The organism is Streptomyces sp. NPDC104371, from assembly GCF_055583785.1.
Genome location: NZ_JBVJNF010000001.1, coordinates 473,499 through 498,468 on the forward strand (window position 1 = coordinate 473,499; position 24,970 = coordinate 498,468).

Genomic DNA, 24,970 nt, shown 5'->3' on the forward strand with positions numbered 1-24,970 from the left:
TGGAGGCAGCCTCGGGGCAGGCTCCCTACGCTGGAAGGACTGTGAACACCACCGCTCCTTCCCTGACCCCGACCACCCGGGCCCTGGCCTGGTGCCTGCACCTGCTGATCGTCGCCCTCCTCGCCCTGGCCGCGGGCCGGGCCCTGGCCGACAGCCGCCCCCACGCCGCCCTGACCGTCTCCGTGGCCGCGGCGTGTGCTGTGGTGTACGCGGCGGGCCCGGTCCTGCCGCGCATCCGCGGCTCGCGGAGGGCCGCGGCCTGCTGGCTGGCCGCCGTCGGCGCCTGCTGGCTGGTGCTGCTGGCGCTGTCCGCCGACGGCGTGTGGGTCGCCTTCCCGCTGTACTTCCTGCAACTCCACCTGCTGCCGCGCCGGGTCGGCCTGGCCGCCGTGGCGGTGACCGCGCTCGCGGCGATCGCCGCCTTCGCGGCCCATCAGGGATCATTCAGCCTCGCCACGGCGATCGGCCCGGCGTTGGGCGCCGCCGTCGCCGTCGCGGTCGTGTGGGGATATCAGGCGCTGTACCGCGAGAGCGAACAACGCCGACGCCTCATCGAGGAACTCACAGCCACCCGCGCCGATCTCGCCCACGCCCAGCACACCGCGGGCGTGCTGGCCGAGCGTGAGCGCCTGGCCCGCGAGATCCACGACACCCTCGCCCAGGGCCTGTCCAGCATCCAACTGCTGCTGCGCGCCGCCGGACGCGCCCTGCCCGGCACACCGGAGACTGCCGTCGACTACGTGGAGCAGGCCCGTCAGGCTGCCGTGGACAACCTCGCTGAGGCCCGCCGCTTCGTCGCCGCCCTCGCCCCGCCCGCCCTGGAGGACTCCACCCTGGCAGGTGCGCTGGAGCGCCTGTGCGCCACCACCTCCACCCGGCACCGCGTCACCGCACGGTTCCATCTCACCGGCGAAGCGGGACAACTGCCCACCGCACACGAGGTCGCGCTGCTGCGCGTCGCCCAGTCCGCCCTTGCCAACACCGTCCACCACGCCGACGCCACCGGCATCGAGGTCACCCTCAGCCACCTGGGCGACCAGGTCACCCTCGCCGTCGTCGACGACGGCGCCGGATTCGACCCCGATCGGCTACCTGCCTCCGATCCTGACAGCGGCGGGTTCGGACTGGCCGCCATGCGCGCCCGCATGCGCGCTCTCGGAGGCACCCTCACCGTAGAATCCGCCCCCGGCCGCGGCACCGCGCTGGCCGCCCGACTCCCCCTGCCCCCGACCGCCGACACAGATCCCGAGGCCTCCGGTGACCGATAGCCCCATCCGCCTGCTCCTGGCCGATGACCATCCAGTCGTACGTGCCGGGCTGCGCGCCGTGCTGGCGACCGAACCCGGACTCGCCGTGGTGGCCGAGGCCGCCACCGCGGAGGACGCGATCGCCCGCGCCGCCCAGGGCGACATCGACGTCGTCCTGATGGACCTGCAGTTCGGCAGGGGCATGGGCGGCGCCGAAGCCACCGCGGTGATCACGGCCCGGCCGGGCGCCCCCCGCGTGCTGATCGTCACCACCTACGACTCGGACGCCGACACCCTGCCCGCCATCGAGGCCGGGGCCACCGGCTACCTCCTCAAGGACGCCCCGCCCGAAGACCTGGCCGCCGCCGTACGCACTGCCGCCACCGGCCGCACCACTCTCGCCCCCGCCGTCGCCGACCGGCTCATGAAGCGCCTCCGTACCCCCGCCACCACCCTGACAAGGCGTGAGACCGAGGTCCTCGCACTGGTCGCCGAGGGCCTGTCCAACCAGATGATCGGCCGACGGCTCCACCTCACCGAGGGCACCATCAAGTCACATCTGGCCCGCGTCTACGCCAAACTCGGAACCGACTCCCGCACCGCCGCCGTGGCCACCGCCACCGACCTCGGCCTCATCCGCCGCTGACCCGGAGTCCGTACGAACACCCCGGGCATCGGCGCGATCCGGGCCGATCTGGGAGCGCTCCCGTGGGAGCGCTCCCAGATGCGGCATAATGAAGGTCCACGTTCCTCCGGGATTTGTCAAGGGAGCGAACATATTGATGGGTGCGACTGACGGGCTTTCATCCATGGTGACGGGAAAGAGCGCGACGGCTGCGGGCACAGGACGCGGTGGCCGGCCGACACTGGAGATGGTCGCCGCACGGGCCGGTGTCGGACGGGGCACGGTCTCACGGGTGGTCAACGGTTCTCCGCACGTAAGCGCCCAGGCGAGGGCGGCGGTCGAAGCGGCGATCGCGGAACTGGGGTACGTACCCAACCGCGCGGCGCGCGCCTTGGCCGCGGACCGCACGGACGCGGTCGCGCTGGTGATCCCCGAACCGGAGACCCGGCTCAGCGCCGAACCGTACTTCCTGGACATCGTCCGCGGAGTGAGTACGGAACTGGCCGATACGGACATGCAGTTGCTGCTCACCCTGATCCGCACCCCGCGGGAACGGCAGCGGCTCGCGCAGCACATGGAGGCGCGCCGGGTCGACGGCGTGCTGCTGGTGTCCGTGCACGAGGACGACCCGCTGCCCGACCTGCTGGCACAGTTGCAGGTGCCGACCGTGCTGAACGGCCGCCGGTCGGAACGGGAGTGGATGTCCTATGTCGACGCGGACAACGTCGGCGGTGCGCGGTCGGCGGCGGAGCATCTGCTGGGGCTGGGGCGGCGGACCGTCGCGACCATCACCGGGCCGCTGGACATGTACGTCGCCCGCTGCCGTCTCGACGGCTACACCCAGGCGATGGACGCCGCCGGTCTCGGTGCCGACACCTCGCTGGTCGCGCACGGTGACTTCACGGAGGAGGGCGGGCGCGCGGCCATGCGGGAGCTGCTGGAGCGGCATCCCGGCATCGACGCCGTCTTCGCCGCGTCCGACGTCATGGCCATCGGCGCCCTGCACGTCCTGCGCCAGGCGGGGCGGCGCGTGCCCGAGGACGTCGCGCTGATCGGCTTCGACGACTCGGCGATCGCCCGGCACGCGCTCCCGCCGCTCACGAGCGTCCGGCAGCCGACCGAGGAGATGGGCCGCACGATGGCGCGGGTGCTGCTGGAGCAGATCGGGTCCCGTACCACCACCCGGCGCCATGTGGTGCTGTCCACGGAGCTGGTACGGCGGGAGTCCGCCTGAGCCTAGGGCGTGTTTCGAAAGTCCCGTCTGCCCCGCGACGCCTGGCACGGCACCTCGCCGCGTTGTCGGGATTGCCCGCGTACATCCAGTACGCGGGCAACCCTCCGCCTTGCGATGCACCGCACCAGACGCCGCGGGGCCCGCCCTCCGGGCGGACGACGCTACTTTCGAAACACCCCCTAGAGCCGCAACACCCCGATTCCCCTCCCCCGGACCCTCGTCGCGCCGACGCGAGGCTCCGGGAGGGTTGATCGTTTCCGTTCGGGTAAGTCCCGTTCCCGCGCGGGCTCGTTACCGAGATCGGCAAGCCAAAGCCCCATCTCAGCACGCCTGTTCGCGTACCGGGCCCGGGTGGGACTCGCGCGTCGCCGCGGTGCTGTGTGAGCGCGCCGTTACGCCCGGGTTACGCCGGGCCTCTTCACAGCGGTGTCGCGAGTTGTTATTTTCCTCATTCGCTGGGAGCGCTCCCATGCTCAACCCGCTTTTAACTCACGGGAGTTGCCCGCTGCGGAGTCGGTGATCGCGCATTGTCCCGACCCTCCGGAACGGGCTGCGCTTCCCTGCGCAGCACCACCGCATCCGAACCGCAATGGCGCGGGCACCACGGGATCTTCGAGGTGCGGTCACTGTCGGCCAGCACGGGGCAATGCCACGCGAAAGGGAGTCGGCTGCAATGACACGTGTGAGACCTGCGAGACGTGCGAGACCTGTAAGACCCGCGGAATCAGGCACAGTTCCCCAGCAGGCACTGGCTGTTCGGCGATATCCGATCATCGGCACCGTAGCCATGGTCCTGCTCGCCCTGCTGGCCGCCGTGACCAGTGTGACGCCCGCGCGGGCGGCCAACGCCGCGGGAAGCGGGTACTGGCACACCAGTGGCCGCCAGATCCTGGATGCGAGCGGAACTCCCGTACGGATAGCCGGGATCAACTGGTTCGGGTTCGAGACCTCGAACAACGTGGTCCATGGGCTGTGGGCCCGGGACTACAAGTCCATGCTCGACCAGGTCGCCTCGCTCGGATACAACACGCTCCGGCTCCCGTACTCCGACGATATCTTCAAGTCCGGCACGATGCCGAGCAGTATCGACTTCTCGAGCGGGAAGAACGCCGATCTTCAAGGACTGAACTCGCTTCAGGTCATGGACAAGATCGTCGCGTACTCGGGACAGATCGGCCTGAAGGTCATCCTCGACCGCCACCGGCCGGACGCGGGCGGGCAGTCGGCGCTGTGGTACACCGACAGCGTTCCGGAGTCCACGTGGATCGCCGACCTCAAGGCGCTGGCGAGCCGTTACGCGGACAACTCGACGGTCGTCGGGATCGACCTGCACAACGAACCGCATGATCCGGCCTGTTGGGGCTGCGGCGACACCAGCATCGACTGGCGGCTGGCGGCCGAGCGCGGTGGCAACGCCGTCCTGTCGGTGAACTCCAAGCTCCTGATCTTCGTCGAGGGTGTGTCGTCGTACAACGGCGAATCGTACTGGTGGGGCGGCAACCTTCAGGGGGCCGGTACCTATCCGGTCCGGCTCGATGTCTCCGACCGGCTGGTCTACTCGGCGCACGACTACGCCACGAGCGTGTTCGCGCAGTCCTGGTTCAGTGACCCGTCCTTCCCCGGCAACATGCCGGGCATCTGGGACAAGAACTGGGGATACCTGTTCAAGAACAACACCGCGCCGGTCTGGCTCGGCGAGTTCGGTACGACACTCCAGTCGACCACCGACCAGACATGGCTGCGGGCGCTGGTGGACTACCTCCGCCCCAACGCCCAGTACGGCGCCGACAGTTTCCAGTGGACGTTCTGGAGCCTGAACCCCGACTCCGGTGACACCGGCGGCATCCTCAACGACGACTGGACGACGGTCAACACCACCAAGGACGCTTACCTCGACCCCGTCAAGGCGCCCGGTTTCGCCTCCGGCGGCGGGGGCGGCGGTTCGGACACGAAGGCTCCGTCGACGCCGACGAACCTGGCGGTGACGGGGACGACGGCCACGAGCGTGTCGCTGAAGTGGACGGCGTCGACCGACGACGTGGGCGTCACCGGCTACGACGTGTACCGGGGCAGCACGAAGGTGGGAACCGCCACCTCAACCTCGTACACCGACTCGGGACTTACCGCGTCGAGCACCTACTCGTACACCGTGAAGGCCAAGGACGCGGCCGGTAACACCTCGGCGGCCTCCAGCGCGGTCACGGCCACCACCCAGTCCTCCGACGGTGGCGGCGGCACCCCCGGAACCGGAGCCGCCAAGGTCCAGTACAAGAACAACGACACCTCGGCCACCGACAACCAGATCAAGCCCGGCCTGCGCGTGGTCAACACCGGCAGCGGCTCGCTGGACCTGTCAAAGGTGACCCTGCGCTACTACTTCACCGGAGACAGCGGCGCCACCACCTTCACCGCCTCCTGCGACTACGCGGCGATCGGCTGCGGCAACATCACGCAGAAGGTTGTCGCCCTCTCCTCGCCGAAGTCAGGCGCGGACCACTACCTGGAGCTGGGATTCACCTCGGGCGCCGGAAGCCTCGCCGCGAACGCCGACACCGGCGACCTCCAGATCCGTATCAACAAGACCGACTGGTCCAACTTCAGCGAGACCGACGACTACAGCTACGCCACCAACACCTCCTACGCCGACACCACCAAGGTGACCGCGTACGTCAACGGCACCCTCGCGGGCGGCATCGAGCCCTGACGGTCCATCCCCTCTGCGTGGTGTCCCGCACGTCCGCACCACGCGTCAGAACACCCCCACGGAAGGAACCCCTTGGTGATGAAGGTCCAACGTCCCCCCAGACGCCTCGCCCGTCGCGGTCTCGCGGCGCTCACGGCGCTCACACTGAGCTCCGCCCTGGCTGTGGCGCTCAACGCACCGACCGCTTCCGCCGCTTCGCGGGTCGACAACCCCTATGTGGGTGCGAAGGAGTACGTGAACCCGGAGTGGTCCGCGCACGCCGCCGCGGAGCCCGGCGGCAGCGCGGTCGCCAACACGCCGACCGGCGTGTGGCTGGACAGCATCTCGGCCATCTCCGGCAGCACCGGCCGAATGGGTCTGCAGGAGCACCTCGACAAGGCGGTCACCCAGGGCGCCGACCTGATCACACTCGTGATCTACGACCTGCCCGGACGCGACTGTGCCGCGCTGGCCTCCAACGGTGAGCTGGGCCCCACGGAACTCGGCCGCTACCAGACGGAGTACATCGACCCGATCGCCGCGATCCTCGCCAAGCCGGCCTACGCCAACCTGCGCATCGTCACCATCATCGAGCCCGACTCGCTGCCGAACCTCGTCACCAACGCCGGTGGCACGGACGGGTCCACGACCCAGTGCGCGACGATGAAGGAGAACGGCAACTACGAGAAGGGCGTCGGCTACGCGCTGCACAACCTGGGCGCGATCCCGAACGTGTACAACTACATCGACGCCGCGCACCATGGCTGGCTGGGCTGGGACACCAACCTCGACCCGTCCGCGGCCGAGTTCTACAAGGCCGCGACCACCTCCGGTGCCACGGTCAACGACGTGCACGGGTTCATCACCAACACGGCCAACTACTCGCCGACGGTGGAGCCCAACTTCAAGGTCACCGACAGCGTCAACGGTACGACGGTGCGGCAGTCGAAGTGGGTGGACTGGAACCAGTACGTGGACGAGCAGTCCTTCGCCCAGGGTCTGCGCAGCTCCTTGATATCGAAGGGGTTCAACTCCGGTATCGGGATGCTGATCGACACCTCCCGCAACGGGTGGGGCGGTTCCGCCCGGCCGAGCGGCCCCGGCCCGCAGACCTCCGTGGACGACTACGTCAACGGCAGCCGGATCGACCGGCGGATCCACGCGGGCAACTGGTGCAACCAGAGCGGTGCCGGTCTCGGCGAGCGGCCGACCGCGGCCCCGGCGAGCGGTATCGACGCCTACGTGTGGGTCAAGCCTCCGGGTGAGTCGGACGGTGCGAGCCAGCCCATCGACAACAACGAGGGCAAGGGCTTCGACCAGATGTGCGACCCGGATTACGGGGGCAACGGACGCAACGGCAACAACAAGTCCGGCGCGCTGCCGAACTCGCCGCTGGCCGGGCACTGGTTCTCCGCGCAGTTCCAGCAGTTGCTCCAGAACGCCTACCCGCCTGTCGGTGGTGGCGGTGGCGGCGGTGACACGACCGCTCCGTCGGCACCGTCAGGCCTCACCGTGACGGGCACGACGGCCACGAGTGTGTCGCTGAAGTGGACCGCGTCGACGGACAACGTGGGCGTCACCGGCTACGACATCTACCGGGGCAGCACGAAGGTGGGCAGCGCCACCTCAACCTCGTACACCGACTCGGGACTTACCGCATCAACCACGTACTCCTACACCGTGAAGGCCAAGGACGCGGCCGGTAACACCTCGGCGGCCTCCAGCGCGGTCACGGCCACCACCCAGTCCTCCGACGGTGGCGGCGGCACCCCCGGAACCGGAGCCGCCAAGGTCCAGTACAAGAACAACGACACCTCGGCCACCGACAACCAGATCAAGCCCGGCCTGCGCGTGGTCAACACCGGCAGCGGCTCGCTGGATCTGTCGAAGGTGACCCTGCGCTACTACTTCACCGGTGACAGCGGCGCCTCCACCTTCACCGCCTCCTGCGACTACGCGGCGATCGGCTGCGGCAACATCACCCAGAAGGTCGTCGCCCTCTCCTCGCCGAAGGCGGGCGCGGACCACTACCTGGAGGTCAGCTTCAGCTCCGGCGCCGGGAGCCTCGCCGCGGGTGCGAACACCGGTGACCTCCAGATCCGTATCAACAAGACCGACTGGTCGAACTTCAGTGAGACCGACGACTACAGCTACGCCACCAACACCTCCTACGCCGACGCCACCAAGGTGACCGTGTACGTCAGCGGCACGCTCGCGGGCGGCATCGAGCCCTGACCGAACCCAGGGTGCGGGAGCCATGCCTCCCGGCTCCCGCACCCTGAGCACCCGCGAAGCAGCCCGGCCGCTCCCGCCCTGTCCTGCCCCGCTTCGGGCCGCGGCCGGGTCCCGGAGCACGGCGCCATGACCAAGGTGATGGCGCCGTGCTGCGGCCTCTCCCGCCCCCGCCGGACGCCCTGTCCGGAGGATCCTTCCGCATCCTTTGAGGAGAAGCCATGTCTGCCTCCGACCTCTCCCGCAGACGGTTCGCCACCGCGGTCGGCGGTGCCCTTCTCGGCGCGGCCGTCTCGCCCACGCTCGCCAGTGCGGCCACCTCGACCAAGGCGCCCAAGTCCGCCAGGCCCGCCGCCGACGACCCGTACACCGCGGCGTTCCTGACGCAGTACAACAAGATCAAGGATCCGGCGAACGGCTACTTCAGCTCCGACGGCATCCCGTTCCACTGTGTGGAGACACTGATCGTCGAGGCTCCCGACCATGGGCATCAGACCACGTCGGAGGCGTTCAGCTACTGGTTCTGGCTGGAGGCCACCTATGGCAGGGTGACCGCCGACTGGGCGCCGTTCAACAGCGCGTGGGCCACGGCCGAGAAGTACATCATCCCCACCCACAACGACCAGCCGAGCAACGGCTCCTACAACGCGAGCAGCCCGGCGACGTACATCCCGGAGTGGCCGGAGGTCACCAAGTACCCCTCCGCGCTGGACAGTTCGGTGACCAGCGGACAGGACCCGCTCGCGAGCGAGCTGAACTCGGCCTACGGCACGCCCGACATCTACGGGATGCACTGGCTGCTGGACGTGGACAACACCTACGGCTACGGGAACACACCCGGCACCGGAGAGCAGAACGGGCCCTCGGCGGCCGGGCCTTCGTACATCAACAGCTATCAGCGCGGCGCGCAGGAGTCGGTGTGGGAGACGGTCCCTCAGCCGACCACCGACCTGTTCAAGTACGGCGGTTCGAACGGCTATCTCGACCTGTTCGTCAAAGACAGCAGCTACGCCAAGCAGTGGAAGTACACCAACGCGCCCGACGCCGACGCCCGCGCGGTGCAGGCGGCGTACTGGGCCTACCGGTGGGCGACGGCCCAGGGCAACCAGTCGGCGATCTCCGCCTCGGTGGCGAAGGCCGCCAAGATGGGCGACTACCTGCGGTACGCGTTGTTCGACAAGTACTTCAAGAAGGTCGGCAACTGCACGGATCCCAAGTCCTGTGCGGCCGGTTCGGGGCGCACCTCCGAGCACTATCTGCTGTCGTGGTACTACGCCTGGGGCGGTGCGGAGCCGGGCGGCGGCTGGGCCTGGCGGATCGGCGACAGCGCCGCGCACCAGGGCTACCAGAACCCGCTCGCCGCCTGGGCGATGTCCAACGTGCCCAGTCTGACGCCGAAGTCACCGACCGCGCAGAGCGACTGGTCGGCAAGCCTGCAGCGGCAGTTGGAGTTCTACCAGTGGCTACAGTCCACCGAGGGCGCCATCGCGGGTGGTGCGACGAACAGTTGGGACGGGCAGTACGGGGCTCCGCCGGCCGGTACTCCGACCTTCTACGGCATGGCCTACGACTGGCAGCCGGTCTTCCACGATCCGCCGAGCAACAACTGGTTCGGCTTCCAGTGCTGGTCGTTGGAGCGCGTCGCGGAGTACTACTACGTCACCGGGAACACCACCGCGAAGGCGATCCTGGACAAGTGGGTGCCGTGGGCCGCCTCGGTGACCACGGTCACCGCCACCGGCTTCCAGCTCCCGGCCAACCTCAAGTGGACGGGCCAGCCGGACACTTGGGACCCCGACGGCCCGGCACCCGGCAACGCGGGCCTGCATGTGTCGGTCGTGGACTACGGCACCGACGTCGGTGTGGCCGCGGCGTACGCCAAGACGCTGACGTACTACGCGGCGAAGTCCGGCGACTCCGCCTCCGCGGACCTCGCCAAGAGTCTGCTGGACGCGATGACGCACTTCGCCGACGCCAAGGGCATCGCGGCCCCGGAGTCCCGCGCGGACTACAGCCGGTTCGGCGACCCGGTGTATGTGCCGTCGGGCTGGTCGGGCAAGATGCCGGGCGGTGACACCATCAACTCCAGCTCCACCTTCATCTCCATCCGCTCGTGGTACAAGCAGGACCCGGACTGGCCGAAGGTCCAGGCGTATCTGAACGGCGGGTCGGCGCCCACCTTCACCTACCACCGCTTCTGGGCACAGGCCGACGTCGCCATGGCCTACGCCGTCTACGGCGAACTCATCGTCGGCGACGGGGGCGGTGGCTCCGACGACACCACACCACCGACCGTACCGACGAACCTCACGGTGTCGGCCACCACCGACACCACCGTGTCCCTGACGTGGACGGCCTCGACGGACGACGTGGGCGTGGCGGGTTACGACATCTACCGGGCAGGCACCCTCACCGGCAGCGCGGCCACCACCACCTTCACCGACTCCGGGCTCAAGCCGTCGACGTCGTACGCCTACACGGTCAGGGCGAAGGACGCGGCGGGGAACGTCTCGGCGGCCTCCGGCGCGGTGACCGCGACCACCGAGGCCGGGTCCGGTGGCACCCCCGGCGCGGTCAAGGTGCAGTACAAGAACAACGACACCGCGCCCGGCGACAACCAGATCAAGCCGGGCCTCCAGGTGATCAACACCGGGAGCACACCACTGACGCTGTCGACTGTCACCCTGCGTTACTACTTCACGGGTGACGGTGGCGCGTCGACCTACAACACCTCGGTGGACTACGCGGCGGTCGGCTCGTCCAACGTCACGCAGAAGGTCGTGGCGCTCTCCTCGCCGAAGTCGGGCGCGGACCACTACCTGGAGATCGGGTTCACCTCGGGCGCCGGAAGCCTCGCCGCGAACGCGTCGACGGGTGACATCCAGAACCGGATCAACAAGACGGACTGGTCCAACTTCAGCGAGAGCGACGACTACAGCTACGCCACCACCACCTCGTACACCGACGCCACCAAGGTGACCGCGTATGTGAACGGCACGCTCGCCTGGGGCACCGAGCCCTGATCCACGGGACGAGAGACCCGTATCCGCAACGACCAGGAGACCTAGGAGACAGCGGTGACATTCCTTCCCCACCCCCCACCACGCTCAGGCCGATCCGCTCGGCTCGGGCGGCTCACGGTCACGTTGGCCACCCTCGCGACCTCCGCCTTCGGGCTGCTCGCCGTCGGCACCGCGCCGTCCGCCCTCGCGGCGAGCGGAACTCTGGGCCAGTTGGCGGACGCCCAGGGCCGCTACTTCGGTTCCGCGACCGACAACTCGGAACTCAACGACTCGCCCTACACGGCCGTCCTCGGGAGCGAGTTCAACTCGATCACGCCCGCCAACTCGATGAAGTGGGATGCCATCGAGCCGCAACAGGGCCAGTTCAACTACACCAACGGTGACGCGATCGTCTCGTTCGCCCAGTCCCACAACCAGAAGGTGCGCGGTCACACCCTGGTCTGGCACAGCCAGTTGCCGAGCTGGGTGAGCAACCTGCCGAGCAGCCAGGTGCAGGCGGCCATGGAGAACCACATCGCCAAGGAGGCGGGCCACTACAAGGGCAAGGTCTACGCCTGGGACGTGGTCAACGAGCCCTTCAACGACGACGGCAGCTACCGGACCGACGCGTTCTACAACGCGATGGGGAAGGACTACATCGCGACCGCGCTGAAGGCCGCGCGCGCCGCCGACCCGAGCGCCAAGCTGTACATCAACGACTACAACATCGACGGTACGGGCGCGAAGGCCGACGCCATGTACCAGTTGGCGAGCGATCTGAAGAAGCAGGGTGTGCCGCTGGACGGCATCGGCTTCCAGGGACACCTGGCGATCCAGTACTCCGTCCCGTCGAACATCCAGCAGAACCTGCAACGCTTCGCCGCCCTCGGGCTCGACGTCGCCTTCACCGAGCTGGACGTGCGGATGCAACTGCCTGCGGACAGCACGAAGTTGGCGACTCAGGCGGACTACTACCGCCAGGTCACCAATGCCTGTCTCGCCGTCTCCCGGTGTGTCGGTATGACCGTGTGGGACTTCACCGACAAGTACTCATGGGTTCCGAACACCTTCCCGGGTGAGGGCGCGGCCGACCTCTACGACGACAACCTCCAGATCAAGCCCGCGTACACCGCCGTCAGCAACGCCCTCGGGGGCTCCGGTGGTGGCGGTGGCGGTGACACGACGCCTCCGTCCGCACCGTCGGGCCTGACGGTGACGGCGACGACGGCCACGAGCGTGTCGCTGCAATGGTCGGCGGCGACGGACAACGTGGGGGTCACCGGGTACGACGTGTACCGGGGCAGCACGAAGGTGGGCAGTGCCACCTCAACCTCGTACACGGACACGGGACTTGCCGCGTCGAGCACCTACTCGTACACCGTGAAGGCCAAGGACGCGGCCGGTAACACCTCGGCGGCCTCCAGCGCGGTCACGGCCACCACACAGCCCTCCGACGGTGGCGGCGGCAACCCCGGAACCGGAGCCGCCAAGGCCCAGTACAAGAACAACGACACCGCAGCCGGTGACAACCAGATCAAGCCCGGCCTACGGGTGGTCAACACCGGCACATCGTCGCTGGACCTGTCGAAGGTGACCGTGCGCTACTACTTCACCGGTGACAGCGGCGCCTCCACCTTCACCGCCTCCTGCGACTACGCGGCGATCGGCTGCGGCAACATCACCCAGAAGGTCGTCGCCCTCTCCTCGCCGAAGTCAGGCGCGGACCACTACCTGGAGCTGGGATTCACCTCGGGCGCCGGAAGCCTCGCCGCGAACGCGGCCACGGGCGACCTCCAGATCCGTATCAACAAGACGGACTGGTCCAACTTCAGCGAGACCGACGACTACAGCTACGCCACCAACACCTCCTACGCCGACACCACGAAGGTGACCGTATACGTCAACGGCACCCTCGCGGGCGGCATCGAACCGTGACCCCGACGGTGCCGACTCCCCAAGCCACCCACACGACCTGAAGCCACCCTGTCCGGGCCGGCCATCGCTCCTGCTGCGGCAGTGACGGTGGCCGGCCCCGGCCGTCAGGACGCAATGGTGACCACCCGCGCCCAGGAAGGCGGGGCGTCCGGGACGTAGTCGGGGTCGTCCTCGTCCACTGTGCGGGGCGGGCGAGGGAAGAGGCCGACTATCGTGCGGCAGGGGGGTGGGGTGGAGGGCCATGGGGTCTGGCCGTCTGTCAGGGCTACGATCACGTCCGGGCCGGGGCGGGAGCGGAGGGCCTGAGCGAAGCCGGAGCGTAGGTTGGTGCCTCCGCCGCCGATCAGTTCCATGCTCTCGGCGCGGCAGAGCGGGACGGCGACGCCTGCCGCCGCGTCGCAGGAGATCACCGACACCAGGTCGCGGCGCCCGCCCACCGCCCGGGAGATCGCCGCCACCTCCAGCAGCGCGCTGCCCAACTCGGCGTCGCTCACCGACCCGGAGGTGTCGATCACGACACACACCCGGGGCGGCGTACGACGCAGGCTCGGCAGTACCACCCTGGGCACACTGGCCGAGCGCCGGGACGGGCGCCGGTAGCTGTGGTTCTCGCCCACTCCCGGCGCGCCCGCCGCCGAGCGGATCGCCGCGCCCAGCAACTGCCGCCAGGGCTGCGGTGGTTGGAACGCCTCGTCCGCCCAGCGACGCCATCCCTCGGGCGCGTCGCCCGGCCGCCCTTTGATCCCCTCCGCGACGCGGAAGCGGACCGCGTCCTGCTGATGCTTGCTCAGCCCTTGCGCGCCGTCCGGCCCCCGTTCCCAAGGCCGTTGCTGCCCGTCGGCACCGCTGCCGCAGTCCAGCCACGCGAGATCCGCGGCGAGTCCGGACATCGACGCCGTCCGGAGATACTCCTCCATCAGCAGCCCGTCGCTCAGCCCCAGCAACGACGGCAGCACCGCCCCGGTGGGCCGGGGCAGACCGTCACCGTAGATGTCGTCGTTGATCTCGAAGTCGGCGGCGATGTTCCGTCGCAGCCGCTCCCCCGGCCCGTACTCCCCCTGCTCTCGCGCATAGCGTTCGCCCCGCCCGTGGTGGTCCCGCAGCAGGTGGGACACCTCGTGCACCCAGACGCCCGCCAGTTCCTCCACGGGCGTACGCGCCACGAAGCCCGGAGACACATAGCAGCGCCAGTGCGCGTCCACCGCCATCGTCGGCACGGACCGGTCCTCCACCACGTGGAGTGCGAAGAGCGCGGCGGCCAGGTAGGGGCGCACCTTCACGGCGTGCAGTCGCGCTGCCAGCAACTTCTCCGTGTCCAGGGCGAGTTGGGGACCGTCTGGTTGCGGGTCCGGCACCGTGGTCCGCGCGGGGCGTACGGAGCGCGGTGGAGCGGGCCGGGGCAGCGGGCGCGGGCCCGGACCTTGCGCGGCCCTCGTCATCGGCGCGCTCCCGTCGTACGCCCGGCGTCGTCCGACGACTTGGCCCGGCTCACCGAGCGGTCCGCCCGCCGTACGATGCCGATCACCTCGGTCAGCCACTCCACCGCTTCCGGCACCTCCCACTCGTCGCGCCGCAACGCGGCCAGCGTCGTCGCCGGGGCGACCAGCAGGTCCGGGGCACCGGTCTCCAGCGCGCGGACCAGGACCGCCCAGCCCGCCTCCCACCGCGCTCGCTCCGGCCGCGCCCCGACCGCGGCCACCACCGCTTCCAGCGCCGCCTGGCGCAGATCGCCCCGCACGGGCAGCTCGGCGGAGGGCGGATCGGCCAGCAGCGACTCCGGGTCCGGCAGGTCCATCCGGTCAAGATGGGCGAGGAGTTCAAGGCCCGGCCCGTCCCCCACCGCGCCCCGCACCAGCAGCGCCAGCACCTCACGGGAGGCGGCGGCCGCCGTGGCGAAGGCCAGCAGGGTCAACGCGGCCTCCCAACTCCGGGGCGAGGGCCAGGCACCGCCGCGACGCGTCTCGGTGTTCGGCAGCCGGTGGATCAGCGTCGGCCGGGCTTCCAGGAAGCCGCAGACCGCACGCCGCGCGAAGGCCACCGCCTCCGGCAGCCGTTCCGGCACCAGTTGGGGCAGCTCGGCCCGGGGCCAGACCCCGCCCAGCCCGCGTACCACCACCTCCCGGTCGTGCACCCAGTGCAGATGCACGAACCGGTTGGCCAGCGGCGGGCTCAGTTCCCATCCGTCCGCCGCCGAGGCACGCGGGTTGGCGGCGGCCACGATCCGTACGCCCGGCGGGAGTTGGAGCGCGCCGACCTTGCGTTCCAGGACGACGCGGAGCAGGGCAGCCTGAACGGCCGGGGTGGCGGTGGAGAGTTCGTCCAGGAAGAGCAACCCCCGCCCGGCCCGTACGAGTTCCACGGCCCACTGCGGCGGCGCCATCGGCACCCCCTGTACCGCCGGGTCGTCGCCCACGATGGGCAGCCCGGAGAAGTCGGACGGCTCGTGCACGCTCGCGATCACCGTCGTCAACGGCAGGTCCAGGGAGGCGGCGAGCTGCGTCAGGGCCGCGGTCTTGCCGATACCCGGCTCGCCCCAGAGCAGCACGGGCAGGTCAGCCGCGACGGCGATGGTGAGCGCTTCGAGCTGCTCGTCGGGGCGCGGCTCGGTGGTGGTCGTCCGCAGGAGGGTCAAGAGGTCGTCGGCGACGGTGAGTTGGGCGCCGGTGCCGGATACGTCGAGTGCGTCCGGTACGTCGGGCAGGGCGGTCGGGGCGGGCAGGAGCGTGCTGGAGGTCATGGGATCACCTGAAGTGGGAGAGGAGAACGGAAGGGGACGGGACGTGCCGTCCTGAAGGTCGTGGTGTCTTACAGCGCGAAGTGAGCTGTGCGGGGCCGCCCCTGGCTGCTCCGCTTCCGGCGCATGTCCACCGGCATACGACGGTCGAGCCGCGGGCGGTGAGCCGTTTCCCCGCCGCCGGTGCCCGAGACGCTCTCCGCCACGCCTGCGGCGGGGTGTGTGTCGACCAGTCCCGAGCGGAAGAGCCCGTGGTCGACACGGCGAGCGGCGGCGGCCCGCAGTTCCTCGCGGAGCGGCCCGTCGCGCAGTACCGCTGCGGGGCCGAGCAGGCCCTCGAGCACGGCCAGCGCCCCGGTGACATCACCGTGGAGCAGCCGCTCCCGGACCGCGGGCAGGGCCTCGGGGCTGCGGTGCGCCGCGTCGATCGCCCGCAGGCAGGGCAGCGGTGGCCCGCCGAGCGCCACGAGCAGGTCCTCCCGGCGCAGTTGGGCCGGATCATGGTCGATCGCGGTCAGTGTCCCGTCCCGCAGTGCGATCCGGTGGACCTCGCCGCGGCATTCCACCCGGTGCGGGTCGGCGGGCTCGGCGGCGGGTCCGGCCATCGGCTCCGAGCCGGGCGCCGCGGCCAGCGCCGTGGCGACGAGTGGATGCAACCGCTCGACCGCGACCAGCCCGGCCCGCAGCAGCTCCAGGTCCGGAAGGACCCGGGCCGCCGCCTCGGGCAGCAGCGGAAGTACCGCGGTCTCCCGCGGTGACAGCGCCTCCCGCAGCGGCCGGCAGGTCGGCGCGTGGCTGTCGTCGGGGGCGACGAGTTCGAGCACGGCATGACTCCGCGCACCGGTCCTCACCGTGAAGGCTCCGCGCGGGCGCCCCTCGGCCCGCAACAGCACCTCGGCCTCGGCGGCCCAACGCTCCGTAGCCCAGGGTGAATTGCCGAGCGGTTCCCCAACTGCCCCGCATCGCATGGCCAGTTCGCGACCGCGCCCGGCGTCCCAGAGGTGCCGGTGCAGATCGAGCCGGAAGCGTCGGTCGGGGTGGGGGTGCGGGTGGAGATACGGATGCGGGTGGCGCCCGGCGGCTTCGCTCCCCTGCCCCTCCCACAGGGCCAGGGACATCCACTGTCCGGCGTCCGCCCTGGTCGGCGGTGTCCGCACCACCAGGTGGAGCGGTGTGGCGCCGGAACTCCCGTAACGGGCCAGGGAGATGGTGAGGCCGGGCTGGAGCCGCCCGTCGGGGGCGATCCGGGGCATGTGCCAGCGCAGCAGATCCGGCGCCAGTCGGCGTAGATCCGAGCGGAGGCGAGTGACGAGATCGGTGCCGTGGCGGTCGCGCACGGCGCGCAGATCGAGATCGACGTTGATCCGGGCGGCGGCGCAGGCCCCCGCCCAGTCACCGACCGCACGCCGTGCGGTGGCAGTCTCGATCATGGACGGTGGCACGGCGTACTCACGCACGCGCTGCCACATCAACAAGCGGGACGGAACCATGTTCGTGGTGTGAGGTGCCATCAGCACTCACCTTGCACGAACAGTTCCCCCATTCCGTACGAAGAGGTGTTCATCATCCCCGGCATCATAGGCACGTGGGAGATGATCTGTCAGCCCCGATCCCCGAAAGCCCGGAGCGCTTCCGAAGACCCGAAGTACTTCCGAGGCCTGGAGCACTTCCGAAGACCCGGAGCAACGGGCACCTCGTGCTCACACGCGGGGCGTCCGCCGCACGCTCTGCCCCCACTTCGCCGAGACCTGCGCGAGGCAGTGCGAGCACAGGGGGTTGCCGCCATGACCGTAGCGATGAGTCTTCCGCTGGCACTTCGCGCACAGCCCCACCTCGTCACCGCGGCAGGTCAGAACCGAAGGATCGGCCTCCATGGACGGAGGTACGGCAGTCTTCATCACAATGTCCCGTTCTAGGCGATAAGCAGCTCTCGCCCGGATACAAGAATAGAACACGCATCTGAGGCGATGCGTCTCGCCCGTCCCCCTCGCGCTCACCCGCCCGGTTCATCGGGCGGGTGAGGCGGACGCACCGGTTCCCGCGACGAGCGGAGGGGCCGACGCGCTCAGGCGTGGTCGACGAGCTGCGCGTATCCACGCTGACGTGCGCAGTTCGCACAGCAGAAGAACTGGCCGTCGGCCTGCAAGCCGTGGCCGAGGATGCGGCACTGGCAGTTGTCACAGGACGGGGCCATGCGCTGGGCCGCGCACTCGAGACTGTCGAAGATGTGGACGGCACCGGCCGCTCGCACCTCGAACGCCATGTCGTAGTCGTTGTTGCAGACCTCGCACACTGCCATGAACCCTCACTCCTTGCTGTGCCGCGTCATACGGCTCGTCGTGCGGTCGGGATGGCTGCCCCGAGCCGTATTCCACCCGGGGCGCGGGCCCGATCGCGCGGGGCCGGGAACCCACCCTGATGGCCGTCGACGCGGGCTGTGAGGGGCGCTGCTCCTGATCACCACGACCGTCAGCGGGCCGCCGGACCGGCACGGCCGACCTCCGAATCGGGGGCGTTGGAGGTCGGCCGTCCCGTCGGCCCAGGATCGCCCGGAGTCTTCGGACACGCATCCGGACAGTCACCGCTCACCCGAACGGCCTACACGCCCCGATGCTTCGGTGTGCGGGGTCACCCGCCTGGCCGCATGCTGAAACCGGCCCTGCTTGCGCCACATACCACAGGCCTGATCACCACTCCCTGCGGGAGGGCATGTGATCGTGATAGCCCTGCTCGTCCCAGTAGCGCTGATGCTGCTGATGTTCGCCATGGACGCGCTGGAAGACCTCCTGTTCCCTCCGCCCCCCTCGCCGCCACCGGAAGACACCGTCCCCGAGCAGTCGGGATCCGCCTGAGGCGCAACCGCCGGGGCCGAACTCCGTTGCCTCAGTTGCCGGTTGACGCGTTCCAGTCGACCAACTGGACGATGACCCCGTTGGGGTCGCGGACCTGGAAGGCGCGTTCGCCCCACTCCTCTTCGGTCAGCGGCATGGTGATCACGACGCCCTCGGCGCGCAGCCGCGCCAGTTCGCCCTCGATGTCCTCCACGACGAAGGCGAGGATCAGCCCGGCGGCGTGTTCGTCACGCTGGTCCGCCGGGAGGGTCTCCAGCCCGCGCCGCAGGAAGACGACGTTCATACCGGCGTCGTCGCGCGTGAGCGACGCGAAGCCGTCGGCGGCCATCTCCTCACGGAACCCGAAGTGCTCGACGAGGAACGCGCTGGAAGCGGGGACGTCATCGACGTTGAGCGACACGGCACTTGAATTGATCTGCACGGATACTCCTCCGCGATCATCCGGAACGGGTGCTCCACATATCTCTGTACGGCGTACACCGTACATCGTACAGAGATGTGATGCGAGAAGATGTCCCCGTGGCTACGGAACGAACCAGCGCGGGCGACCCGGCCCGTACCCTGCATCTGTTGTGGCGTGACCCCGCCGCCGACCGTCGCCGGGGTCCGCGACGCGGGCTGAGCGTCGACGCGGTGGTCGAGGCGGCCACCGCCGTCGCCGATACCGAGGGCCTGGACGCCGTCACCATGCGCCGGGTGGCCCAGGAACTCGGCGTGGTGCCGATGACGCTGTACACCTACGTCCCCGGCAAGGCCGAACTCCTCGACCTCATGCTCGACGCCGCCTACGCCCGGATGCCCCGCGCGGAGACCACCGGACAGCCTTGGCGCCAACGCGTCGCGGCCGTCGCCGAGGAGAACAAGTGCCTCTTCGAGCGCCATCCTTGGGCCGCGTCCATCTCCACCGCCAGGCCTCCGCTGGGGCCGGGACAGATGGCGAAGTACGAGCACGAGCTGTCCGTACTCGATGACTTGGGCCTCAGTGATGTCGAGATGGACGACTGCCTGAGCCACCTGCTCACCTTCGTGCAGGCCTGCGCCCGCGCCAAGGCCGACGCCCGCGCCACGCAGCACGACAGCGCCATGAACGACGAACAGTGGTGGGAGTTGAACGCCCCGCTGCTCACCCGGGTCCTCGATCCGGAGGTCTACCCGACCGCCGTCCGCGTCGGCGCGGCGGCAGGCGCCGCACACGGCAGTGCCTACCACCCGGACCACGCCTACGAGTTCGGGCTGCACCGCGTTCTCGACGCCTTCGCCGCGCTCATCGACCGAAGCCGAAGCGCGGGTGCGTCCGCTTCAACTCACGGGAGCGGCAGCGGTGTCGAGTGACGGCTGAGGTGGAGCGGCGGGGTCGGCCGGGGAGGCTTCACGCGTCCGGCGCGTCGTCCCCGGCGGTCGGCAGTTCGTTGTGGCCCTCGCTCCAGTGGTTCACCCACCCGCACACGCCGCACGCGTACCGCCCGTTGACACCGGCGACTTCGGTGCCGCAGCGGCGGCATCCGATCGTGGTGATCTCCTGACCCTCGAGGAAGGCCACCGCCGGTGCCCGCCGCCGGGAAGCGCCCTGATCGCGTGTCATGTCCCGCAGCCTACCCGCGCGGGCGTTCCAGGTTCAGCAGATGCCGCTTGCGCTCCAGCCCCGCCGCATAGCCGGTCAGCGCGCCACCGGCGCCGATCACGCGGTGGCAAGGGCGTACGACCAGCAGCGGGTTGGCGCCGATCGCCGTGCCCACCGCCCGTACCGCGGCTCTCGGGGCGCCGATCTCCCGGGCGATCTCGCCGTAGGTGAGGGTGGTGCCGTACGGGATGGTCTCCAGCGCCGCCCACACCCGCCGCTGGAAGTCCGTACCGCTCGTGACGTACTCGATGTCGAAGCACGTCAACGTGCCGTCGAAGTACGCGCGCAACTGGGCGGCGATCTCGGTGAACGCCTCCGGCTTCTCGCGCCAGCCGTCCTGGACGACGGCCCCGCGCTTCTGGCCGGGCAGGGACAGCGAGGTGAGCGCGGTGCCGCCCTTGGCGGTGTCCGACTCCTCGCCCACCAGCAGCAGTTGGCCCAGCGGGCTGTCCATCGTCGTGTAGACCGTCATCGGTCCGCGTCCTTTCACGAGGTTCTTCCATGCCCTCGGCGGCTCATGCCGCGGGGGCGTGCCGTCGGTCGGCGGCGGTGTTCCAGAAGTGATGCATGGCGTAGGTGCGCCAGGGCCGCCAGCCCTCGGCGTCCAGTGCCTCGACGCCCGCGTACCGCATGCCCGCCTGGACGGCCACGTCCCCGGTCAGCAGGACGTCCGGGTCGCCCAGGGCCCGCATCCGGATGTAGCCGGCCGTCCACGGGCCGATGCCGTGCAAGCCCAGCAGGGCCTTCTCGGCCTCGTCGCGGTCGGCGCCCGCGTCCAGGGACACCGTGCCGTCGGCCAGCGCGGCGGCGAGCGTGCGCAGGGTGGCGCGGCGGGAGTCGGGCATGCCCAGCTCCGCCAGTGCCGCCCCGGCGAGCGCCTCGGCGGTGGGGAAGACGCGTGTGAGGCCGCCGCTGGGTGTCTCCTGCGGCTCCCCGTACGCGGCCACCAGGTCGGCGCCGAGCCTCCGCCCCGCGGCCAGGGACACCTGCTGCCCCAGCACGGCACGGATCGCGACCTCGTGCGGGTCGGCGGCTCCGGGGGCGCGCAGTCCGGGGCGGCGCTCGACCAGGGGCGCGAGGGCCGGGTCGGCGCCGAGGCGTTCGGCGACGGCGTAGGGGTCGGCGTCCAGGTCGAAGAGGCGACGGATGCGCTGGGTCGCGGTGGTCAGATCGCGCAGGTCGCCCAGGTGCAGATGGCACAGCAGCCAGCCGTCGCCCGGCTGCTCGCTGACCTCGGCGATCCCGGGGGCGTGCGGCAGGCGCAGCGTGCGCCGGTAGACGCGGCTGCCGGTGTCGCCGGTGATCTCCTCGATGCCGGTGAGCGCGCGGGCCGCGAGGTAGTCGAAGACCTCGGCGGTGGCGTAGGGGCCGCGGTAGGCGAGCCGGAGGGGGATGCCCGCCGCCCCGTCCGCGCCACCGACCGCTCCCTGGCGCGGGAAGCGGCCCGGCTTGGCGGCCCGCAGCTCGCTCGGGGTGGCGGCGTAGATCGCGCGGATGGTGGCGTTGAACTGCCGCACGCTGGCGAACCCGGCCGCGAACGCGATCTCGGCCGCTTGCATCCGCGTCGTCTGAAGGAGGATCCGCGCGGTGTGCGCTCGCTGCGCCCGCGCCAGGGCGATCGGTCCGGCGCCGACCTCGGCGGTCAGTTGCCGCTGTACCTGCCGGGCGCTGTAGCCGAGTCGCGCGGCCAGTCCGGTCACGCCCTCGCGGTCCACGACTCCGTCACCGATCAGCCGCATGGCCCGGCCGACCGCGTCCGCGCGGGCGTTCCAGGCGGCGGAGCCGGGCACCGCGTCCGGGCGGCAGCGTCGGCACGCGCGGTAGCCGGAGTGCTGAGCGGCGGCGGCGGTGGGGAAGAAGCTCACGTTGGGCCGCTTGGGCGTGGTGGCCGGGCAGCTCGGGCGGCAGTAGATGCCGGTCGTGGAGACGGCGAAGAAGAACGCGCCGTCGAAGCGGGCATCGCGGCTGCACACCGCCTCGTACATGCTGTCGTCGCTGGTCACCCTTCTAGGGTGCGGCACCGAGGGGCGGGAGGCTGGCGGAAATCGGACATGGCGTTCCCCCGTACGGCAAGGGGTGGGGCGGTACGCGGTCTCAGGGTGCGGTGAACAGGGTCGGGAAGCGCGTCGCGAGCCATGGCTTGCGTCCCCAGGCGAGGACCTGGCCGCGGGCGACGGCGGGCCAGGGGGCGCGGCGGCCCAGCGCCATGAGGAGGAAGGTGACGTGCTCGGTGAGGATGACGCAGTCCGGGCGGTCCGGCGGCTCCGGTGTCACCTCCACCGCGTCGTCGTCGAAGGTGACACCGAACGCCGTGCCGCCGCGGAGGCGAAGGGTGTAGCGGGCGGTCAGTCCGGCGGCGGTGGCGTTGGCGACGCGCGGCATGGCCGTCATCAGGAACGGTACGCACAGCTCGACCCGCGGGCGGTCGATCATGTGGGGCCCTCCCAGCGCACGGGCGAGATCGTAGCCGTGGCCGAGCATGTGGGTCAGGAGGTACGAGGCGAGGACCGGGCGGCGCATGGGGCCGAGCGGGGTGACGACGGTCCGGTCGGCTTCTCCGTCCGCCACGGCCTGGGCGACCGCGTCGAGGAAGAGGTCCGCCTGCTCCACGATCATCGCGGCCAGGGGTTCCGCCCGGCGTTCCCCGAACGTGGCCAGCACCTGTTCGTTGGCGGCGGCCAGGCTCTGGGGTGTGCCGTCTCCGTACGGGCGTTCCTGACCGCGTGCGAGATCGGTCATCAACGCGTTGGCGTGCGCGAGATGAGCCGCCGCCGCACCGACGGTCCACTCCGATCCGGGTACGTCGACGCTCGTGTCGGTCGCGGTGCGCAGGAGTACGGCGATGTCGCGGGCGGTGGCGCGGATCGCCTGCGCGAGCCCTTCGGGCAAGGTGTCGTCGGTGTCCTGCCGCTGCGCTGCTGTCACGCGACCGCGTCCCCTCGTCGTACCCGCCTCGCTCACGCGCATCTGGTGCGCGGTACCCAATCAGGCGCGCGGGGGTCTCGGCAAGGGGTTGCACAGGGTGGCCGTCACAGGGCCCCGTCCGGGTAGGTCGGCTGCCACATCGCGGACTGTACGGCCTGCACCGGGTCGGCGATGTCGGCGGCGGCGACCCCGTCGGCGCGGGCCGCCTCGATCACGGCGACGGCCACGGTGGCCGAGGAGGCACGGAGATCACCGACCGGCGGCAGCAGGGACGCTCCGGGCTCGCTGACGTCCACCTGCCGGGCGACCGCCTCGGCGGCGGCGAGCAGCATGCCGTCGGTGACCCGCCGGGCCCGGCAGACGATGGTGCCGAGCCCCAGGCCCGGGTAGAGCAGCGCGTTGTTGGCCTGGCCGATGACGTGCGTGACGCCCTGGTACTCCACCGGTTCGACCGGGATGCCGACGGCCACCAGGGCCTTCCCCCGTGACCAGGCGACGATGTCGGCGGGCATGGCCTCGATGTGCTCGGTCGGATTGGACAGCGGGAGGATGATCGGCCGCTCGGCTGCCTCGCCCATCGCCTCGACGACCTCGCGGGTGAACGCGCCGTGCGCGGTCGAGGTACCGATGAGGAGGGTCGGGCGGGCCCCGCGCACGGTCTCCAGCAGGGAGGGCGCGCGGTGGGCGTCGGACGACCAGTCGGACACCTCCGCGGCGGGCCGGGCGTACGGCCGCTGGTAGTCGCGCAGCCCGCTCATGTCGTCGGTGAGCAGGCCCTGCTGGTCGATGAGCCAGATCCGGCCGGTGGCCTCCGCACGACTCGCGCCGTCGCGCACCATCGCGTCGCGCAACTGGTCCGCGATCCCCACACCCGCGGTACCGGCGCCGAACACGACCACCCGCTGCTCGCGCATCGGTACGCCGGTGACGCGGATCGCTGACAGGACCGCGGCGATGGTGATCGCGCCGGTGCCCTGGAGGTCGTCGTTGAAGATCCGCGTCGCGTCCTTGTAGGTGTCGAGGATGCGTCGGGCGTTGCCCGGACCGAAGTCCTCGAAGTGCAGCAGCGCGTGCGGGAAGAGCCGCGAGGCCGTCTCGAGATACGTCCGGATGAACGTGTCGTACTCGGTGCCGCGGCGCCGGGAGTGCCGATTGCCCAGGTACAGCGGGTCGTTGAGCAGGGTCTCGTTGTCCGTGCCCACGTCGAGGGCGACCGGGATCACCCGCGTCGGGTCCACCCCGGCGGCGGCCGTGTAGACGGCCAGCTTGCCTACCGAGATCTCGATGCCGCCCACGCCCCAGTCGCCGATCCCGAGGATCTCCTCGGCGTCGGTGACCACGATCAGGTCGACGTCGTCGGGGCCGAGACCGAGCCCGGTGAACGCCTCCTCCACCTCCTGCGGATCGTCGATGGAGAGGAACAGGCCGCGCGGGCGGCGGTACTCATGGCTGTAGCGCTCGATGGCCTCGCCGACGGTGGGGTCGTAGACGACGGGCAGGAGTTCGGTGAGGTGATCGATCAGCACCTTGTAGTAGAGCGTCTCGTCGCGGTCGTGCAACTCCCCCAGGTACACGTTCTTCGCCAGGTCGGAGGGTTGCTCGCGGAGCTGCCGGTAGGCCCGTTCGGCCTGCTGGTCCAGGCTCAGGACGGCCGCGGGGAGCCGTCCGGTGATGCCCAGTTCCCTGCGCTGCTCCCGGGTGTAGGCGACGCCTCGGTTGCGCGTGGGGTCGTCCAGGACGCAGAGTCCCTGGGCCTGCTGTGACGATGTGCTCTGCTGTGACGACGTGCTCCGGTGCGCTGGTGTGCTCTGGCTCGACATGGGATCTCGCTCACCATGGGATCTGTGGGGTGGGTGCCCCTCGGGCCCCTCGGGCGGCGC

Annotated in this window: 19 protein-coding genes; 9 read left to right on the forward strand and 10 right to left on the reverse strand. The window is 70.4% G+C overall.

What is annotated here, in order from left to right:
• Nucleotides 1-41 precede the first annotated feature (41 nt).
• The 7 genes from ACZ60T_RS02240 (at nucleotide 42) to ACZ60T_RS02270 (ending at nucleotide 12,958) form a co-directional block, all read left to right on the forward strand.
• The gene (locus tag ACZ60T_RS02240) at nucleotides 42-1,268 is read left to right on the forward strand and encodes a sensor histidine kinase (protein ID WP_469663698.1); all 1,227 of its coding nucleotides are present in this window, start codon (nucleotides 42-44) and stop codon (nucleotides 1,266-1,268) included.
• Nucleotides 1,258-1,893 carry a response regulator gene (locus ACZ60T_RS02245; protein ID WP_469663700.1) on the forward strand — a complete coding sequence of 212 codons (636 nt, stop codon included), beginning with the start codon at nucleotides 1,258-1,260 and terminating at the stop codon, nucleotides 1,891-1,893. Before ACZ60T_RS02240 ends, ACZ60T_RS02245 begins: the two co-directional genes overlap by 11 nt.
• A gap of 163 nt (nucleotides 1,894-2,056) precedes the next feature.
• A complete protein-coding gene (locus tag ACZ60T_RS02250) occupies nucleotides 2,057-3,106 on the forward strand; it encodes a LacI family DNA-binding transcriptional regulator (RefSeq protein WP_469663701.1) in 1,050 nt (349 codons plus the stop codon).
• Between the two features lie 787 nt (nucleotides 3,107-3,893).
• The gene (locus ACZ60T_RS02255; RefSeq protein WP_469663703.1) at nucleotides 3,894-5,810 is read left to right on the forward strand and encodes a cellulase family glycosylhydrolase; all 1,917 of its coding nucleotides are present in this window, start codon (nucleotides 3,894-3,896) and stop codon (nucleotides 5,808-5,810) included.
• A gap of 78 nt (nucleotides 5,811-5,888) precedes the next feature.
• Entirely contained in the window at nucleotides 5,889-8,024 is a 2,136-nt protein-coding gene (locus tag ACZ60T_RS02260; protein ID WP_469663705.1) for a glycoside hydrolase family 6 protein, read from the forward strand.
• A gap of 218 nt (nucleotides 8,025-8,242) precedes the next feature.
• Nucleotides 8,243-11,044 (forward strand): glycoside hydrolase family 48 protein, encoded by a 2,802-nt coding sequence (locus tag ACZ60T_RS02265; RefSeq protein WP_469663707.1) that lies wholly within the window; start codon nucleotides 8,243-8,245, stop codon nucleotides 11,042-11,044.
• 123 nt (nucleotides 11,045-11,167) lie between these two features.
• Nucleotides 11,168-12,958, forward strand: coding sequence for an endo-1,4-beta-xylanase (locus tag ACZ60T_RS02270; RefSeq protein WP_469663709.1), 1,791 nt, complete (start codon nucleotides 11,168-11,170; stop codon nucleotides 12,956-12,958).
• Nucleotides 12,959-13,062: 104 nt separating this feature from the next.
• On the opposite strand, the gene ACZ60T_RS02275 is transcribed toward ACZ60T_RS02270, so the two are convergent.
• The 4 genes from ACZ60T_RS02275 to ACZ60T_RS02290 form a co-directional block, all read right to left on the reverse strand.
• Nucleotides 13,063-14,397, reverse strand: coding sequence for a vWA domain-containing protein (locus tag ACZ60T_RS02275; protein ID WP_469663710.1), 1,335 nt, complete (start codon nucleotides 14,395-14,397; stop codon nucleotides 13,063-13,065).
• Nucleotides 14,394-15,695, reverse strand: coding sequence for an AAA family ATPase (locus ACZ60T_RS02280; RefSeq protein ID WP_469663712.1), 1,302 nt, complete (start codon nucleotides 15,693-15,695; stop codon nucleotides 14,394-14,396). Before ACZ60T_RS02280 ends, ACZ60T_RS02275 begins: the two co-directional genes overlap by 4 nt.
• A 68-nt stretch (nucleotides 15,696-15,763) precedes the next feature.
• Nucleotides 15,764-17,203: a hypothetical protein gene (locus tag ACZ60T_RS02285; protein ID WP_469663714.1), complete on the reverse strand. Its 1,440-nt coding sequence runs from the start codon at nucleotides 17,201-17,203 to the stop codon at nucleotides 15,764-15,766.
• A gap of 554 nt (nucleotides 17,204-17,757) precedes the next feature.
• Nucleotides 17,758-17,991, reverse strand: a complete 234-nt coding sequence (locus ACZ60T_RS02290) for a hypothetical protein (RefSeq protein WP_469663716.1) — start codon at nucleotides 17,989-17,991, stop codon at nucleotides 17,758-17,760.
• 412 nt (nucleotides 17,992-18,403) lie between these two features.
• On the opposite strand from ACZ60T_RS02290, the gene ACZ60T_RS02295 reads away from it, so the two are divergent.
• Nucleotides 18,404-18,544: a hypothetical protein gene (locus ACZ60T_RS02295; RefSeq protein ID WP_365630592.1), complete on the forward strand. Its 141-nt coding sequence runs from the start codon at nucleotides 18,404-18,406 to the stop codon at nucleotides 18,542-18,544.
• Between the two features lie 31 nt (nucleotides 18,545-18,575).
• Here ACZ60T_RS02295 and ACZ60T_RS02300 read toward each other — a convergent pair whose 3' ends face one another.
• Entirely contained in the window at nucleotides 18,576-18,965 is a 390-nt protein-coding gene (locus tag ACZ60T_RS02300; protein ID WP_469663718.1) for a VOC family protein, read from the reverse strand.
• 98 nt (nucleotides 18,966-19,063) lie between these two features.
• Here ACZ60T_RS02300 and ACZ60T_RS02305 point away from each other — a divergent pair, with 98 nt between their 5' ends.
• Entirely contained in the window at nucleotides 19,064-19,876 is an 813-nt protein-coding gene (locus ACZ60T_RS02305) for a TetR/AcrR family transcriptional regulator (RefSeq protein ID WP_469663720.1), read from the forward strand.
• A gap of 37 nt (nucleotides 19,877-19,913) precedes the next feature.
• Here ACZ60T_RS02305 and ACZ60T_RS02310 read toward each other — a convergent pair whose 3' ends face one another.
• The 5 genes from ACZ60T_RS02310 to ACZ60T_RS02330 all read right to left on the reverse strand — a co-directional run bounded on the left by ACZ60T_RS02310 (nucleotide 19,914) and on the right by ACZ60T_RS02330 (nucleotide 24,910).
• Nucleotides 19,914-20,126 (reverse strand): hypothetical protein, encoded by a 213-nt coding sequence (locus ACZ60T_RS02310; RefSeq protein WP_365630583.1) that lies wholly within the window; start codon nucleotides 20,124-20,126, stop codon nucleotides 19,914-19,916.
• A 10-nt stretch (nucleotides 20,127-20,136) separates the two neighbouring features.
• Nucleotides 20,137-20,637 carry a methylated-DNA--[protein]-cysteine S-methyltransferase gene (locus ACZ60T_RS02315; protein ID WP_469663722.1) on the reverse strand — a complete coding sequence of 167 codons (501 nt, stop codon included), beginning with the start codon at nucleotides 20,635-20,637 and terminating at the stop codon, nucleotides 20,137-20,139.
• A 43-nt stretch (nucleotides 20,638-20,680) separates the two neighbouring features.
• A complete protein-coding gene (locus ACZ60T_RS02320; RefSeq protein ID WP_469664723.1) occupies nucleotides 20,681-22,150 on the reverse strand; it encodes a DNA-3-methyladenine glycosylase 2 family protein in 1,470 nt (489 codons plus the stop codon).
• Between the two features lie 109 nt (nucleotides 22,151-22,259).
• A complete protein-coding gene (locus ACZ60T_RS02325; protein WP_469663723.1) occupies nucleotides 22,260-23,090 on the reverse strand; it encodes a maleylpyruvate isomerase family mycothiol-dependent enzyme in 831 nt (276 codons plus the stop codon).
• A 104-nt stretch (nucleotides 23,091-23,194) separates the two neighbouring features.
• Entirely contained in the window at nucleotides 23,195-24,910 is a 1,716-nt protein-coding gene (locus tag ACZ60T_RS02330) for an NAD-dependent malic enzyme (protein WP_469663725.1), read from the reverse strand.
• Nucleotides 24,911-24,970: the final 60 nt, after the last annotated feature.

What these genes read in the sequence shown, in the direction of transcription:
- ACZ60T_RS02330 (WP_469663725.1), bottom strand. Translation starts at nt 24,910, where the DNA reads ATGTCGAGCCAGAGCACACCAGCGCACCGGAGCACGTCGTCACAGCAG.
- ACZ60T_RS02255 (WP_469663703.1), top strand. Translation starts at nt 3,894, where the DNA reads ATGGTCCTGCTCGCCCTGCTGGCCGCCGTGACCAGTGTGACGCCCGCG.
- ACZ60T_RS02290 (WP_469663716.1), bottom strand. Translation starts at nt 17,991, where the DNA reads ATGGCAGTGTGCGAGGTCTGCAACAACGACTACGACATGGCGTTCGAG.
- ACZ60T_RS02265 (WP_469663707.1), top strand. Translation starts at nt 8,243, where the DNA reads ATGTCTGCCTCCGACCTCTCCCGCAGACGGTTCGCCACCGCGGTCGGC.
- ACZ60T_RS02250 (WP_469663701.1), top strand. Translation starts at nt 2,057, where the DNA reads ATGGTGACGGGAAAGAGCGCGACGGCTGCGGGCACAGGACGCGGTGGC.
- ACZ60T_RS02315 (WP_469663722.1), bottom strand. Translation starts at nt 20,637, where the DNA reads ATGACGGTCTACACGACGATGGACAGCCCGCTGGGCCAACTGCTGCTG.
- ACZ60T_RS02310 (WP_365630583.1), bottom strand. Translation starts at nt 20,126, where the DNA reads ATGACACGCGATCAGGGCGCTTCCCGGCGGCGGGCACCGGCGGTGGCC.
- ACZ60T_RS02275 (WP_469663710.1), bottom strand. Translation starts at nt 14,397, where the DNA reads ATGACGAGGGCCGCGCAAGGTCCGGGCCCGCGCCCGCTGCCCCGGCCC.
- ACZ60T_RS02285 (WP_469663714.1), bottom strand. Translation starts at nt 17,203, where the DNA reads ATGGCACCTCACACCACGAACATGGTTCCGTCCCGCTTGTTGATGTGG.
- ACZ60T_RS02260 (WP_469663705.1), top strand. Translation starts at nt 5,889, where the DNA reads ATGAAGGTCCAACGTCCCCCCAGACGCCTCGCCCGTCGCGGTCTCGCG.
- ACZ60T_RS02320 (WP_469664723.1), bottom strand. Translation starts at nt 22,150, where the DNA reads ATGTACGAGGCGGTGTGCAGCCGCGATGCCCGCTTCGACGGCGCGTTC.
- ACZ60T_RS02280 (WP_469663712.1), bottom strand. Translation starts at nt 15,695, where the DNA reads ATGACCTCCAGCACGCTCCTGCCCGCCCCGACCGCCCTGCCCGACGTA.